Source organism: Streptomyces sp. NPDC031064, assembly GCF_055570965.1.
Window position 1 is genome coordinate 65,711 of the sequence record NZ_JBVIGF010000007.1, and the last position, 14,769, is coordinate 80,479.

14 protein-coding genes and 1 riboswitch are annotated in these 14,769 nt (G+C 72.4%); of the genes, 3 read left to right on the top strand and 11 right to left on the bottom strand.

Annotation, left to right across the window (positions count from 1 at the left end; genetic code table 11):
• From ACZ46W_RS24585 to ribD, 10 genes are all read right to left on the bottom strand, one after another.
• Positions 1-1,188: a hemolysin family protein gene (locus tag ACZ46W_RS24585; RefSeq protein ID WP_468341320.1), complete on the bottom strand. Its 1,188-nt coding sequence runs from the start codon at positions 1,186-1,188 to the stop codon at positions 1-3.
• Positions 1,185-2,519: a hemolysin family protein gene (locus tag ACZ46W_RS24590; protein WP_468341323.1), complete on the bottom strand. Its 1,335-nt coding sequence runs from the start codon at positions 2,517-2,519 to the stop codon at positions 1,185-1,187. The genes ACZ46W_RS24585 and ACZ46W_RS24590 overlap by 4 nt, the downstream gene beginning before the upstream one ends.
• A 233-nt stretch (positions 2,520-2,752) precedes the next feature.
• Complete coding sequence (locus tag ACZ46W_RS24595; protein ID WP_468341326.1) at positions 2,753-3,205, bottom strand: PH domain-containing protein; 453 nt, start codon at positions 3,203-3,205, stop codon at positions 2,753-2,755.
• 16 nt (positions 3,206-3,221) lie between these two features.
• A complete protein-coding gene (gene hisG / locus ACZ46W_RS24600; protein WP_468341329.1) occupies positions 3,222-4,070 on the bottom strand; it encodes an ATP phosphoribosyltransferase in 849 nt (282 codons plus the stop codon).
• Between the two features lie 48 nt (positions 4,071-4,118).
• Complete coding sequence (locus tag ACZ46W_RS24605; protein WP_031078175.1) at positions 4,119-4,391, bottom strand: phosphoribosyl-ATP diphosphatase; 273 nt, start codon at positions 4,389-4,391, stop codon at positions 4,119-4,121.
• Positions 4,392-4,425: 34 nt separating this feature from the next.
• Entirely contained in the window at positions 4,426-4,911 is a 486-nt protein-coding gene (gene ribH, locus ACZ46W_RS24610) for a 6,7-dimethyl-8-ribityllumazine synthase (protein ID WP_468341332.1), read from the bottom strand.
• 33 nt (positions 4,912-4,944) lie between these two features.
• A complete protein-coding gene (locus tag ACZ46W_RS24615) occupies positions 4,945-6,225 on the bottom strand; it encodes a bifunctional 3,4-dihydroxy-2-butanone-4-phosphate synthase/GTP cyclohydrolase II (protein ID WP_468341335.1) in 1,281 nt (426 codons plus the stop codon).
• Between the two features lie 91 nt (positions 6,226-6,316).
• A complete protein-coding gene (locus ACZ46W_RS24620) occupies positions 6,317-6,904 on the bottom strand; it encodes a nicotinamide mononucleotide transporter family protein (protein ID WP_468342311.1) in 588 nt (195 codons plus the stop codon).
• A 62-nt stretch (positions 6,905-6,966) separates the two neighbouring features.
• Complete coding sequence (locus tag ACZ46W_RS24625; RefSeq protein WP_468341338.1) at positions 6,967-7,575, bottom strand: riboflavin synthase; 609 nt, start codon at positions 7,573-7,575, stop codon at positions 6,967-6,969.
• 2 nt (positions 7,576-7,577) lie between these two features.
• The gene (gene ribD, locus ACZ46W_RS24630; RefSeq protein ID WP_468342314.1) at positions 7,578-8,660 is read right to left on the bottom strand and encodes a bifunctional diaminohydroxyphosphoribosylaminopyrimidine deaminase/5-amino-6-(5-phosphoribosylamino)uracil reductase RibD; all 1,083 of its coding nucleotides are present in this window, start codon (positions 8,658-8,660) and stop codon (positions 7,578-7,580) included.
• Positions 8,661-8,875: 215 nt separating this feature from the next.
• A riboswitch (FMN riboswitch) is annotated at positions 8,876-9,006 on the bottom strand.
• A 242-nt stretch (positions 9,007-9,248) separates the two neighbouring features.
• On the opposite strand from ribD, the gene ACZ46W_RS24635 reads away from it, so the two are divergent.
• From ACZ46W_RS24635 to ACZ46W_RS24645, 3 genes are all read left to right on the top strand, one after another.
• On the top strand, positions 9,249-11,606 hold the full coding sequence (locus ACZ46W_RS24635; protein WP_468341341.1) for a chitinase C-terminal domain-containing protein: 2,358 nt from the start codon (positions 9,249-9,251) through the stop codon (positions 11,604-11,606).
• Between the two features lie 83 nt (positions 11,607-11,689).
• Positions 11,690-12,580, top strand: coding sequence for an RNA polymerase sigma-70 factor (locus ACZ46W_RS24640; protein ID WP_468341343.1), 891 nt, complete (start codon positions 11,690-11,692; stop codon positions 12,578-12,580).
• 43 nt (positions 12,581-12,623) lie between these two features.
• Positions 12,624-13,370 (top strand): SDR family oxidoreductase, encoded by a 747-nt coding sequence (locus ACZ46W_RS24645; RefSeq protein WP_468341346.1) that lies wholly within the window; start codon positions 12,624-12,626, stop codon positions 13,368-13,370.
• Positions 13,371-13,559: 189 nt separating this feature from the next.
• On the opposite strand, the gene ACZ46W_RS24650 is transcribed toward ACZ46W_RS24645, so the two are convergent.
• Positions 13,560-14,729: an ROK family transcriptional regulator gene (locus ACZ46W_RS24650; RefSeq protein WP_468341349.1), complete on the bottom strand. Its 1,170-nt coding sequence runs from the start codon at positions 14,727-14,729 to the stop codon at positions 13,560-13,562.
• Between the last annotated feature and the right edge of the window lie 40 nt (positions 14,730-14,769).

A 14,769-nucleotide genomic window follows, 5' to 3' on the forward strand; every position in this document is an offset into this window, starting at 1 on the left:
TCAGGCCGTCAGGACGCCCTGCGCCTGACCCGGGCCCGCGGCCGGGCCCGGACCCGGGTCGAGGCCGGAGTCGGCGGTCGGGTCGGCCGGTGGCGGGGCGTCGAGCGGAGCGGGGGGCGCCGCCGGGGGCGCGACCGCCGGGACCAGGGGGGTCGCCGAGCGGTGCGCCGGGTCGCGGACCTCGCCGACCAGCATTTCGAGGACGTCCTCCAGCGCGACCAGGCCCAGCACCCGGCCGGACGCGTCGGCGACCTGGGCCAGGTGCGTGGCGGCGCGGCGCATCACGGTGAGGGCGTCGTCGAGCGGCAGCTCCGAACGGAGCGTCGCCATCGGGCGCCACACGTGCTGCGGTACGGCCCGGTCGGCGTCCTCCAGGTCCAGTACGTCCTTGACGTGCACGAATCCCATGAAGACACCGCCGCCGCCCTCCGCGCACACCGGGAACCGGGAGTACCCGGTGCGGACGGTCAGCTCCTCGACCTCGGCCGGGGTGACCGACGGGGAGACCGTCACCAGGGACGAACGCGGGATGAGGACGTCGGACACCGGGCGGCTGCCCAGCTCCAACGCGTCCTCCAGCCGTTCCTGCTCGGCCGGGTCGAGCAGCCCGGCCTGGCCGGCGTCCTCGACGAGCCGGCCGAGCTGGGCGCTGGTGAACACCGCCTCCACCTCGTCCTTCGGCTCGACCCGGAACGCCCGCAGCACCAGGCGGGAGCAGGCGCCGAGGGCCGCCGTCACGGGGCGGCACAGCCGGGCGAAGCCGACCAGGGCGGGGCTCAGCCACAGCGCGGTCTTCTCGGGGGCGGCCATGGCGAGGTTCTTCGGGAGCATCTCGCCGATGACGAGGTGCAGGAAGACCACCACGGCCAGCGCGATGACGTAACCGAGCGGATGGATCAGGCCCTCGGGCAGGTGCACGGCGTGGAAGACCGGCTCCAGCAGGTGCGCCACGGTCGGTTCGGCGACCGCGCCGAGGGTGAGCGAGCAGACGGTGATGCCGAACTGCGCGGCGGCCATCATCTGTGGCAGGTTCTCCAGGCCGTACAGGACCTGGCGGGCCCGCTTGGAGCCGGGGCCGAGCGGTTCGATCTGGCTGCGGCGCACGGACACGAGGGCGAACTCGGCGCCCACGAAGAAGCCGTTCGCGAGCACGAGCAGGCCCGCGAAGAGCAGTTGGAGGACGCTCATCGGGCGGCCTCCGCCAGGGCGTCGGCCGTGCGGACCAGCTTGACGCGCTCGGCGCGGTACCGGTCCACCTGGCGCACGGACAGGCGCCAGCCGGGCAGTTCGGCGCGGTCGCCGGGGGCCGGGATGCGGCCGAGCAGGTCGGCGACGAGCCCGGCGACCGTCTCGTACGGCCCGTCGGGGACGTCGAGGCCTATCCGCTTCAGGGTGTGGACACGGCAACTGCCGTCGGCCTCCCACGCGGGGTGGCCGTCCTCGGCCGGGACGGCGGCCAGTTCGGGCAGGTCGTCGCCCTCGGCGTCGTGCTCGTCGCGGACCTCGCCGACGAGTTCCTCGACGATGTCCTCCAGGGTCACCACTCCGGCGGTGCCGCCGTACTCGTCGACGACGACGGCGATCGGCTGCTCGCTGCGCAGCCGCTCCAGCAGCGCTTGGGCGGGCAGCGTCTCGGGGACGAGCAGCGGCGGGACGGCGACCCGGCCCACCGGGGTGCGCAGCCGCTCGTGCGCGGGCACGGCGAGCGCGTCCTTGAGGTGGACCATGCCGACGATCTCGTCGATGCGCTCGCGGTAGACGGGGAAGCGGGAAAGGCCGGTGGCCCGGGTCAGGTTGACGACGTCGGCCGCGGTGGCGTCGGTCCGCAGCGCGTTGACCTTCACGCGCGGGGTCATCACGTGCTGGGCGGTGAGCCCGCCCAGCGTCAGGGTCCGGACGAAGAGGTCGGCCGTGTCCTGTTCGAGGGCGCCGGCCCGCGCGGAGTGCCGGGCGAGCGAGACCAGCTCGCCGGGCGTGCGGGCGGAGGCGAGCTCCTCGGTGGGTTCGACGCCCAGCAGCCGCACGAGCCGGTTGGCGACGGCGTTCAGCAGGGCGATGACCGGCCGGAAGGCGGCCGAGAACAGGTGCTGCGGGCCGGCGACGAACCGCGCGACCTGCAAGGGCCGGGAGACGGCCCAGTTCTTGGGGACGAGTTCGCCGATCACCATCTGGACGGCGGAGGCGCCCAGCATGCCGATGACCACCGCGACGCCGGAGACGGCCCCTTCGGGCAGTCCGGTCGCGGTGAGCGGCCCGTCGAGGAGCTGGGCGAGCGCGGGCTCGGCGAGCATGCCGACGACGAGCGAGGTGATGGTGATGCCGAGCTGGGTGCCGGAGAGCTGGAAGGACAGCTCCTTCAGCGCCTTGACGACGGTACGGGCCCGCCGGTCGCCCTCGGCGGCGGCGCGTTCGGCGTCCGCCCGCTCCACGGTGACGAGGCCGAACTCGGCCGCCACGAAGAAGCCGTTGGCGAGGATGAGAAGGAATGCCGCGGCGAGCAGCAGGAGGGGGATGGTCATGCCGCCGCCTCCTCGGAGGGGGCGGCGCAGGTACTACCGGACGATCCGTCCATTGCTGGAGGGAATCACTCCTCGGGTCGCAGGTGCCCCGCCGGCCGGGTGGTGCGTGTTTTTCGGCCGTACGCGCGAGGCGGTGGCGCGCTCGGCGCCACCGCCATAAGAGTAATCACGTCGGCCCCCGATGGGGCAGGGGGCTGCCGCCCATACGAGCGACACGGGCGGGTTCGCCCTGGTCAGGTGCCGTCCACTCCTGTGCCGCGGGTCTCGGCGAGCAGACGCAGGGCGCGCGCGTCGCGGATGGCCCGCTGCTTGCCGATGCCGGGCTGGATGCCCAGGGCGGGCATGCTGGTGCCGTCGCTGAGGTCGAGGAAGACCCAGGGGTCGCCCTCGCGCAGGTTCACCTGGAGGATCTCCGCCCACGCCAGCCGGCGTGTCCTGGTGAGGTTGACGACCGTGACGCCCTCGTCGTCGGCGACGACCTTGGGGCGGCTGAGGAGCGCCAGGACGGCGAAGAAGAGCGCGGCGACGAAGATGAAGCTCGCGCGCTCCCCCGCCCCGAGCTTCTCCAGCATCAGGGCGACGGCCGTGATGACGGCGAACATCACCGCGCCCACGGTCAGCAGAACCACCCGGGTGCGGGTGGGCCGGAAGGTGACCGGGAGCACGGGGAGCTGGGTGTCGGACATGTGGGTCCTGGTCACGTCAGAGGCGGCAGGCATGGATCTCGGTGGTCAGGATGGCGCGTGCGCCGAGCGCGTACAGATCGTCCATGATCCGCTGCGCTTCCCTGGCGGGGACCATGGCGCGGACGGCGACCCAGCCCTCGTGGTGGAGCGGCGAGACGGTCGGCGACTCCAGGCCCGGCGTGAGGGCGACGGCCTGTTCCAGGTGCTCCACCCGGCAGTCGTAGTCCATCATCACGTAACTGCGGGCCACCAGGACGCCCTGGAGGCGGCGCAGGAACTGCTGCACCTTCGGGTCGTCGGTGGGGGCGCCGGTGCGGCGGATGACGACGGCCTCGGACTTGAGGATCGGCTCGCCGATGACCTCCAGGCCGGCGTTGCGCAGCGAGGTGCCGGTCTCCACGACGTCGGCGATGATCTGGGCGACGCCGAGCTCGATGGCGGTCTCGACCGCGCCGTCGAGGTGAACGACGGAGGCGTCGATGCCCTGGTCGGCGAGGTGCTTGGCGACGATGCCCTCGTAGGAGGTGGCGATCGTCATGCCGCCGAAGTCGGCGGGGCCGGTCGCCGTGCCGGGCTTGGTGGCGTACCGGAAGGTGGAGCGGGCGAAGCCGAGCTGGAGGATCTCCTCGGCGTTGGCGCCGGAGTCCAGCAGCAGGTCGCGGCCGGTGATGCCGATGTCGAGCTTGCCGGAGCTGACGTAGATGGCGATGTCGCGGGGGCGGAGGTAGAAGAACTCGACCTCGTTCTCCGGGTCGACCATCACCAGTTCCTTGGACTCCTTGCGCTGCTGGTAGCCGGCCTCATGGAGCATCGCCGACGCAGGTCCGGACAGTGAACCCTTGTTGGGGACGGCGATGCGCAGCATGGGGCGTGCTTCCTAACTGTGAAAAGGAGGTGGGGAACGGGGGTGGGATCAGAGGTGGGCGTAGACGTCGTCGAGTGAGATCCCGCGGGCGACCATCATCACCTGGACGTGGTACAGGAGCTGCGAGATCTCCTCGGCGGCGGCTTCCTTGCCCTCGTACTCGGCGGCCATCCAGACCTCGGCGGCCTCCTCGACGACCTTCTTGCCGATGGCATGGACGCCCTTGTCCACCAGCTCTGCGGTGCGGGAGGTGGCGGGGTCGCCGGTCTTGGCCTTGAGCTCCAGCTCGGCGAAGAGCTCTTCGAAGGTTTTGTTCGCCATGATGGTCCTAAGAGTACGGGGTGCCCGGGGACACTCAGCGCCAGGGTTCGCTGACCGTGCGCAGTGTGGTCGCGGTGGCGACGGCGGCGGTGACCGCTTCGTGGCCCTTGTCCTCGTTCGAGCCCTCCAGGCCGGCCCGGTCCAGGGCCTGCTCCTCGGTGTCGCAGGTCAGGACGCCGAAGCCGACGGGGACGCCGGTGTCGACGGAGACCTGGACGAGGCCCTGGGTGACGCCCTGGCACACGTACTCGAAGTGGGGGGTGCCGCCCCGGATGACGACGCCGAGCGCGACGATCGCGTCGTAGCCGCGGCCGGCGAGGACCTTGGCGACGACCGGGAGCTCGAAGCTGCCCGGGACCCGCAGCAGGGTCGGCTCGTCGATGCCGAGCTCGTGCAGGGCGCGCAGGGCGCCGTTGACGAGGCCGTCCATGATCTTCTCGTGCCACTGGGCCGCGATCACGGCGACCCGGAGGTCGCCGCAGTTCTTCACGCTCAGTTCGGGTGCGCCCTTGCCGCTCACGTCGGTGTCTCCTTGCTGGTGGGTCTGGCTGTCTTACTGGTTGTTGCAGGGCGACGCGCCGGCGGCCGCGTCGAGCCAGGGCAGGTCGTGGCCCATCCGGTCGCGCTTGGTGCGCAGGTACCGGAGGTTGTGCTCGCCCGCCTGGACGGGCATGGGCTCGCGGCCGTTGACGGTCAGCCCGTACCGGACGAGGGCGTCGACCTTGTCGGGGTTGTTGGTCATCAGCCGGAGGCTGCGTACGCCGAGGTCGGCGAGCATCTGGGCGCCGGCGGCGTAGTCGCGGGCGTCGGCGGGCAGGCCGAGTTCCAGGTTGGCGTCGAGGGTGTCGTGGCCGCGCTCCTGGAGCTCGTAGGCGCGCAGCTTGGACAGCAGGCCGATGCCGCGTCCCTCGTGGCCGCGGAGGTAGACGACGACGCCTCGGCCGGCCTCGGTGACGCGCTCCATGGAGGCCTGGAGCTGGGGCCCGCAGTCGCAGCGCTGCGAGTGGAAGATGTCGCCGGTCAGGCACTCGGAGTGGACCCTGACCAGGACGTCCTCGCCGTCGCCGAGGTCGCCGTGGACGAGCGCGATGTGCTCGACGCCGTCGACGGTGGAGCGGTAGCCGTAGGCGGTGTACTCGCCGTGCGCGGTCGGCAGCCGTACCTCGGCCTCGCGGCGGACGGTCGGCTCGTTGCTGCGGCGGTAGGCGATGAGGTCCTCGATCGAGATGATCGTCAGGCCGTGCTTGCGGGCGAAGGGGACCAGCTCGGGCAGGCGCAGCATGACGCCGTCCTCGCCGGCGATCTCGACGATCGCGCCGGCCGGGCGGAGTCCGGCGAGCCGGGCGAGGTCGACGGCGGCCTCGGTGTGCCCGTTGCGGACGAGGACGCCGCCGGGCTGGGCGCGCAGCGGGAAGACGTGGCCGGGGCGGACGAAGTCGGCCGGCCCGGCGGTGCCGCCGGCCAGGAGCTGGAGGGTGGTGGCGCGGTCGGCGGCGGAGATGCCGGTGGTGACGCCATGGACGGGGGCCGCGTCGACCGAGACGGTGAAGGCAGTCTTCATGGACTCGGTGTTGTCGCCGACCATCTGCGGGAGCTGGAGGCGGTCCAGCTCGTCGCCCTCCATGGGGGCGCAGATCAGGCCGCGGCACTCGCTCATCATGAAGGCGACGATCTCGGGGGTCGCCTTCTCGGCGGCGATGACGAGGTCGCCCTCGTTCTCGCGGTCCTCGTCGTCGACGACCACGACGGGGCGGCCGGCGGCGATGTCACGAATGGCCTGCTCGACGGGGTCGAGGGCGAGGTCCGTGGCGTCCCAGACGGTGAGCGCGGTCATGACGTGCCCCTTTCATGAGCTTCTCCGCCTGCGCGGCGCGGAGGTGCGGGCATGGGAGTCGGCTGCGGCCCGGCGGCCGCGCATGCGTCGCTCACGAGAACGTTCCTTCCAGAGCGGGAGTGCGCGTCCGGAGCCACCAGTCGCGCATGCCCCACAGCACGAGGGCGAAATAGATCACGTACACCAGGCCGGAGAAGGCCAGGCCGCTGCTGAAGGCGAGCGGGACACCGACGAGGTCGACGAGGAGCCAGGCGAACCAGAACTCCACCAGGCCCCTGGCCTGGGCGACCATCGCGACGAGCGTCCCGACGAAGATGTAGGCGTCGGCCCACGGGCTCCAGGAGAGCGACGGGTACAGCGTGAACAGCCCGCCGACCGCGAGGGTGCCGAGGACGGCGCCCGCGAGGAGCAGTCCGCGCTCCTTCCAGGTGGCGAACCGGACGGCGATGGAGCCGTCCTGGGCCTGCTGCCGGCCCCGGGACCACTGGTGCCAGCCCCAGGCGGCGACGCCGATGATAAGGAGCTGCTTGCCGACGCCACCGCTGAGCTGGGCGGAGGCGTAGGCGGCGATGAGGATGACGCCGGAGAGGAGCTGCGCGGGCCAGGTGAGGATGGAGCGCCGCCAGCCGAGCGCGAGGGCGATCAGACCGATCGTGTTGCCGATCATGTCGGACCACATGATGCGCTGGCCGAAGGCGGTGAAGGCCTCGGAGTTCAGCCAGTCGAGCTGGTTGAGCCAGTTCACTCGGCCGTCCCCCCGGTGCGGTCGCCGAGCATGCGCTCGACGTACTTGGCGATGACGTCGACCTCCAGGTTGACCGGGTCGCCGGGCTCCTTGATGCCGAGCGTGGTCAGGGCGAGGGTCGTCGGGATGAGGCTGACGGTGAAGTGGTCCGCGCCGGCGTCGACGACGGTGAGGCTGACGCCGTCGACCGTGATGGAGCCCTTCTCGACGACGTACCGGCGCAGGGCGTCCGGGAGGGAGATCTTGACGATCTCCCAGTTCTCGGAGGGCGTGCGCGCGAGGATGGTGCCGGTGCCGTCGACGTGGCCCTGGACGATGTGGCCGCCGAGCCGGTCGCCGACCGCCATGGGCCGCTCCAGGTTGACCCGGGAGCCGGGGCCGAGCGCGCCGAGGCTGGAGCGGCCCAGCGTCTCGGCCATCACGTCTGCGGTGAACTCGCCGTCGGCGGTCTCCACGACGGTGAGGCAGACGCCGTTGACGGCGATCGAGTCGCCGTGCTTGGCGTCCTCGGTGACGAGGGGGCCGCGCAGGCGGAAGCGGGAGGAGTCGCCGAGGTTCTCGACGGCGGTGACCTCACCCAGCTCTTCGACGATTCCGGTGAACACGCTCAGCGCTCCTTGGGGGTGGCGGGGACGGCGGGGACGGCGGTGACACGAAGATCGGGGCCGATGCGCACGATCTCGGTGACGTCGAGCCGCAGCGCCTCGGTGATGGTGGTGATCCCGGCGTCGGCGAGGGCGGCGGGGCCCGCGCCGAGGAGGACCGGGGCGAGGTAGCCGACGACCTTGTCGACGGCTCCCGCGGCGACGAAGGACCCGGCGAGGGCCGGGCCGCCTTCGAGGAGTACGGAGCGGACGCCGCGCTCGTGCAGGGCGGCCAGCAGGGCCGGTACGGACAGCCCCTTCCCCGCGCGGGGAAGGCGTACGACGTCGGTGCCGGGCAGGTCCGGCTCGGCGTCCTCGGCGACCGCGATCAGGGTCGGCGCGGCGTCGTCCAGGACGCGAGCGCCGGGGCGGACGGCGGTGGCCCCGGTGTCGACGACGACGCGCAGCGGCTGGACGGCGGCTGCTTCCGTGTCCGCGACGACGCGTACCGCGAGGTGCGGGTCGTCCGCGCGGGCGGTGCCGGAGCCGACGACGACCGCGTCGGCCTCGGCGCGCAGCCGGTGGACGTCGGCGCGGGACTCGGGCGAGCTGATCCAGCGGCTGGTGCCGTCCTGGGCGGCGACGCGGCCGTCGAGGGTGGCGGCGTACTTCCACAGCACGTAGGGGCGGCCGAGGCGTACGGAGGTGAGCCAGGCGGCGTTGCCGGCCTCGGCCTCGGCCTCCAGGACCCCGGCGACGACCTCGACGCCGGCTGCCCGGAGGGTGTCGGCGCCACCGGTGGCCTGGGGGTTCGGGTCCCCGACCGCGTACACGACGCGGGCGATCCCGGCCTCGATCAGGGCCTGGGCGCAGGGGCCGGTGCGGCCGGTGTGGTTGCAGGGTTCGAGCGTGACGTACGCGGTGCCGCCGCGGGCGAGGACGCCGGCCTGGCGCAGGGCGTGGACCTCGGCGTGCGGGCCGCCGGCGCGCTCGTGCCAGCCGGCGCCGACCTCGTGCCCGGAGGCGTCGTGGACGACGCATCCGACGACCGGGTTGGGGCTGGTGGAGCCGAGTCCACGGGAGGCGAGCGCGACGGCTCGGCGCATGGCGGCAACGTCGGCCGGGTCTGCCGTGCCGGTCGGGTCCGCTGCGGCCACCGGGTCCTCCTGCCTCTTCGGGCGCGGACTCCGGGGCCTGTCGATGACGACAGAAGAGCGGGCAACGACACCACCGCACGGGGGGACGCGAGGCCGACGACACCGGTCGCCGGACGTCGGCGACCAGCGGCATACGGCCGGCCGCCCCATGGAGGGGTCACCCGCCGCGCACTGCCTCCCATCCGGACTTTCACCGTCGGTCCAGGAATTTCACCTGGTCAACCGGCCACTGGATGCGGCCGGGTCGCGGACTGTAACCGCCGGTTCGGAATTACACCGACCCCGGAGTGCGCTGCTGCTGATACAGGGCCAGTGTGCCACGCCTGATCGTCACCCATGCGGGCGATGGCTGTGTCCTGCCTCACAGGCCGACCGGTCGGTTGAAGTGGTCCAGACCTATTGACCGCCTGGTCTAGTCCTTTTAATCTCTGCGTCACCTCCACGGAGTCGGCCCGCCGGTGTGCGCACGCCAGGGCCCAACACGACCCATCACCCAGTCAGTTGTGTGCCCCGAACCCTCCCCAGGAGGAACCGACCGTGCTGTCCCCCACACACAGACGAGCCACGCTGCTCGCGTCCGGCGCCGCCGCCGCCGGGCTGCTGCTCGGCTCGCTCTCCGGTGGCGTCTCCCACGCCGCCACCGACCACCAGGCCTGTCGCCCCGACGGCCTGCACACCACACCCGGCGTCACCGTCCCGTACTGCTCGGTCTACGACACCGAGGGCCGCGAGAAGATGGGCGCCGACCACCAGCGGCGCGTCATCGGCTACTTCACCGGCTGGCGCACCGGCAAGGACGGCACGCCCGCCTACCTCGCCTCGAACATCCCGTGGGACAAGGTCACCCACATCAACTACGCCTTCGGCCACATCGACTCCGCCAACCAACTGTCGGTCGGCACGGACGGCCCGAACAACGCCGCCACCGGCATGACGTGGCCCGGCGTCGCGGGCGCCGAGATGGACCCCTCGTACACCTACAAGGGGCATTTCAATCTGCTGAACAAGTTCAAGAAGCAGCATCCGGACGTCAAGACGCTGATCTCGGTGGGCGGCTGGGCCGAGACCGGCGGGTACTTCGACGACAGCGGCAAGCGCGTCAATTCCGGTGGCTTCTACTCGATGGCGACCAACGCCGACGGCTCGGTCAACCAGGCGGGGATCGACACCTTCGCCGACTCGGCGGTCGCGTTCATCAAGAAGTACGGCTTCAACGGCGTCGACATCGACTACGAGTACCCGACCTCGATGAAGGACGCGGGCAACCCGCTCGACTACTCCGTATCCAACCCCCGCCGGGCCGGCCTGGTGAAGGGCTACGCGGCGCTGATGAAGACGCTGCGCGAGAAGCTCGACCGGGCGGGCGCGGCCGACGGGAAGCACTACCTGCTCACCGTCGCGGCCCCCTCCTCCGGCTACCTGCTGCGCGGCATGGAGACCTTCCAGGTCCAGAAGTACCTGGACTACGTCAACATCATGTCCTACGACCTGCACGGCGCCTGGAACGAGTACGTCGGCCCGAACGCCTCGCTGTTCGACGACGGCAAGGACGCGGAGCTGGCGGCGGCGGGCGTCTACGGCAGCCAGCAGTACGGGGGGATCGGCTACCTCAACACCGACTGGGCGTACCACTACTTCCGCGGCTCCATGCCGGCCGGCCGCATCAACATCGGCCTGCCCTACTACACGCGCGGTCACAAGAACGTGCAGGGCGGCACGGACGGCCTGTGGGGCAAGGCGGCCGCGACCACCTGCCCGGCCGGTTCCGGCCTGACCAAGTGCGGTGACGGCGCCGTCGGCATCGACAACCTCTGGCACGACAAGGACGACAACGGCAAGGAGTCCCCGGCCGGCTCCAACCCGATGTGGCACGCCAAGAACCTGGAGAAGGGCGTCGTCGGCGACTACCTGACGAAGTACGGCTTCCCGGCCGACACCCGGCTGACCGGCACGTACGCCCGCAAGTACGACTCCACGCTGGTCGCGCCGTGGCTCTGGAACGCCGAGAAGAAGGTCTTCCTGTCCACGGAGGACGAGCAGTCGGTGGCCCGCAAGGCCGACTACGTGGTGGACAAGGGCATCGGCGGCACGATGGTGTGGGAGCTGGCCGGTGACTACGGCTGGAACGCGGCCAAGGGGCAGTACGAGCCGGGTTCCACGCTGACCTCGCTGATGTACGACAAGTTCAAGGCGGCCACGCCGTACGGCGCGAAGGTGTCGAACAAGGCGCTGCCCGCCAAGGCGGTGAACATCGGTGTGGAGTTCGGCGAGTTCAAGCTCGGTGACTCCAACTACCCGATCACGCCGAAGCTGAAGATCACGAACAACACCCGGACCACGCTGCCGGGCGGCACGGAGTTCCAGTTCGACTACTCCACGGCCGCGCCGGGCAATGCCTCGGACCAGTCGGGCTTCGGTACGAAGGTGATCAGCAGCGACCACACGGGCGCCAACGTGGGCGGTTTGAAGGGCGACTTCCACCGCGTCTCGCTGAAGCTGCCGGCCTGGCAGACGCTGGCCCCGGGCGCCTCGGTGGACCTGTCGTTCAACTACTACCTGCCGGTGTCGACCCCGTGGAACTGGACGGTGAACATCGGCGGTACGACCTACGCGCTCGCCGGTGACCTGGCGCGGGGCGTGACGGTGGTGGACCCCGGCTCGGGTACGGACCCGACGCCCACGCCGACCCCGACGCCCACGCCGACCCCGACTCCGACGCCGACCCCGACGCCCGGTGCGTGCACCGCGCCGGCGTGGAGCGCGGCGACCGAGTACGGCGGCGGTTCCACGGTGTCCCATGCGTCCCGTACCTGGAAGGCGAAGTGGTGGACCAAGGGCGAGGAGCCCGGCACCACCGGCGAGTGGGGTGTCTGGCAGGACCTCGGCGCCTGCTGACCCGGTGACGGGACGGGCCCGGCGGCGGAGATACGGCCCTTGCCGCCGCCGGGCCCCTTCTGGCGTTGTGCCAGGCTGTGCCCGTGACGACCGCGCTTGCCGATGAGTTCGAGAGCCACCGCCGCAGCCTGTTCGGGCTGGCCTACCGGATGCTCGGGTCCGCCGACGAGGCCGAGGACACGGTCCAGGACGCCTACCTGCGCTGGAGCGGCGCCGACCGGTCGGAGATCCGGCACCCCACGTCCTGGCTGGCCAAGGTCGTCACCAACCTGTGCCTCAACCGCCTCACCTCCGCCCGCGCCACCCGCGAGGAGTACCCCGGCCCGTGGCTGCCGGAGCCGGTGGTCACGGCGGACGGAGCGCTCGGCCCGCTGGAGTCGGCCGAGCAGCGCGACGCCGTGTCGACCGCGCTGCTGGTGCTGCTGGAGCGGCTCACGCCGACGGAACGGGCGGTGTACGTGCTGCGCGAGGCGTTCGCGTACAGCCACCGTGAGATCGCGGACGTGCTGGAGCTGACCGAGGCGAACAGCCGGCAGGTGTACCGGAGGGCGGCGGCTCGGATCGGCGCGCCGGAGGGCCGTTTCGCGGCCGGGCCCGAGGAGCACCGGGGGCTCGTGGAGTCGTTCATCGCGGCCGCCCGCGAGGGCGATCTGGCCGGGCTGGAGAAACTGCTGGCGGCGGACGTGACGTGGTCGTCCGACGGCGGTGGCGTGGTGTCGGCGGCGCGGCGGCCGATACTCGGGCGGGGGAAGGTCCTGCGGTTCCTCGGGGGCGCGATGCGGGGGTTCGCGGCCGGGTTCGACCTCACGGTCGTGGAGGTCAACGGCGCGCCGGCGCTGGCCGCGTGGGCCGGCCGGGAGCTGGTCTCCGTCGCCTCGTTCGAGATCCGGGACGGGGCCGTCGCGCACGTACGGGCGGTGGTCAATCCGCACAAGCTCGGGTTCGTGGCTCGGCAACTGTCACATTCGGGGTAGCTCGCCGGTTCCCTCCGGATGACTGCGTCAGGAGGGACTGAGGATGACCACGATTCTGGTGACCGGCGGGACCGGCACGCTCGGCAGGCACGTCGTCGGACTGCTGCGGGCGGACGGGCACGAGGTGCGGAGCTTGAGCCGGCACGCGCGGCCGTACGCCGTCGATCTGCGCGAGGGCGGTACGGGGCTGGACGCGGCGCTCGCGGGGGTGGACACCGTCGTGCACTGCGCGTCCAGCCCGCGCGGCGGGGACGAGGGGGCGGCGCGGAACCTGATCGGCGCGGCGCGGCGGGCCGGGGTCGGTCACCTGGTCTACATCTCGATCGTGGGCGTGGACCGGGTGCCGCTCGGCTACTACCGCTCGAAGCTCGCCGTGGAGCGGTTGGTGGAGGAGTCGGGGCTGGGCTGGACGGTGCTGCGGACAACGCAGTTCCACGACATGGTGCTGGCGGTGGTCCGGGCGGCGGCCAGGCTGCCGGTGGTCCCGGCCCCGGCGGGCGTGCGCGACCAGCCGGTCGAGGTCACGGAGGTGGCCGCCCGGCTCGCCGAACTGGCGGCGGGCGCACCGGCGGGGAGGGTGCCGGACATGGGCGGCCCCGAGGTACGGACGCTCCCCGAGCTGGCCCGCGCCTACCTGCGGGCGTCGGGGCGGCGCCGCCCGGTGGTGAACGTGCCACTGGCGGGCAAGGCGTACCGGGGCTTCCGGGCGGGCGGCCACCTGGCCCCCGAGCATGCGGTGGGCAAGGTGACGTTCGAGGAGTTCCTTCAGCGGCGCCTCAGCGGGGCGTAGGGAGGGCCGGGACGAACAGCGCGTGCAGGGCGGCCCCTGGAGCGGTCGCTTCGGCAGGGCGCGGGGACGGCCGGGGTGAACAGCATGTGCCGGTCGGGGCCTGAAGCGGTCGCTTCGGCAGAGCGCGGGGACGGCCGGGGTGAACAGCATGTGCCGGCCCGGTACTGGTGCGGCGGCACACCTCGTGGTTCAGCGCGCTGGGGTGAACAGCGTGTCCTGGGCCGCGTCGCGGACGGTCAGCAGTGCTCCGCGCAGCACCGCCGCGCCGCCCAGCGCGCCCGCCCGGACCTCGGTGCGCAGCGGGGACAGGGCGGCCAGCCGGGTCTCGACGCGGGCCGCCAGTCCGGGGCCGCCCGCGTGGCCGGTCTCGCCGCCGAGGACGACGCAGCCGGGGTCGAGCACGGCGCTGACGGCGGCCGCCCCGAGGGCGAGCCGGTCGGCGAGGGCGTCCAGGAAGCCGTCCGCCCCGGTGGCCAGGGCCGCCCGCACGGCCGCCGCCCCGGCCGGCTCCTCGCCCCGGTCGGCGGCCTCGATGCCGTACCCCGCAGCGAGTGAGCGGATCGCCGCCGATCCGGCCAGCGCGTGGAAGCCGCCGCCGCAGCCGGTGGCCGACGGCAGGCCGCCCGTCCCCGGCACGGGCAGGAACCCGATCTCGCCGGCGCCGCCCGACGCGCCGCGCCGCAGCCGGCCGTCCAGGACGACCGCCGCGCCGACGCCGTGGCCGAGCCACAGCAGCACGAAGGTGTCCCGGTCGTGTGCGGCGCCCTCGCGCTGTTCCGCCACGGCCGCGAGGTTGGTCTCGTTCTCGACGAGGACGGTCGCGGGCAGCCGCTCCTGGAGGACGGTGACGAACCGCCGGTGCCAGGCGGGCAGGCCCGTCGAGTCGCGCAGCTCGCCCGTGGCCGGGTCGATCAGGCCGGGCGCCCCGATGCCGACGCTGTGCAGCCGCCGTACGCCCGCGTCGGCGACCGTCCGTTCCAGCAGCGCCACCGCGCGCTCGACGGCGGGCTCGTCGCTGTGGCCCGCCATGGGCAGGGACGCCTCGGCGAGCGTGGCGCCGAGCAGGTCGGTGACGACGACGGAGACGCTGGTGGTGCGGACGTCGAGGGCGGCGAGGTGCGCGCGGTCGGCGACGATCCCGTACAGCCGGGCGTTGGGGCCGCGCCGCTCGGCGCCCGCTTCCCCGACCACCTGGATGAGTCCGGACCCCTGGAGCCGTTCGACCAGGTCGGCGACGGTGGGGCGGGAGAGCCCGGTGAGGCTCTTGAGCTGACCGGCCGTCAACGGGCCCTGGTCCTGGAGGAATCGCAGCGCGAGCCGGTCGTTGATGGCCCGTGCGGTGCTGGGCGATGCGGGCATGCCGTGATCCTCTCAGAACTCGTCATACCAACTTACTATC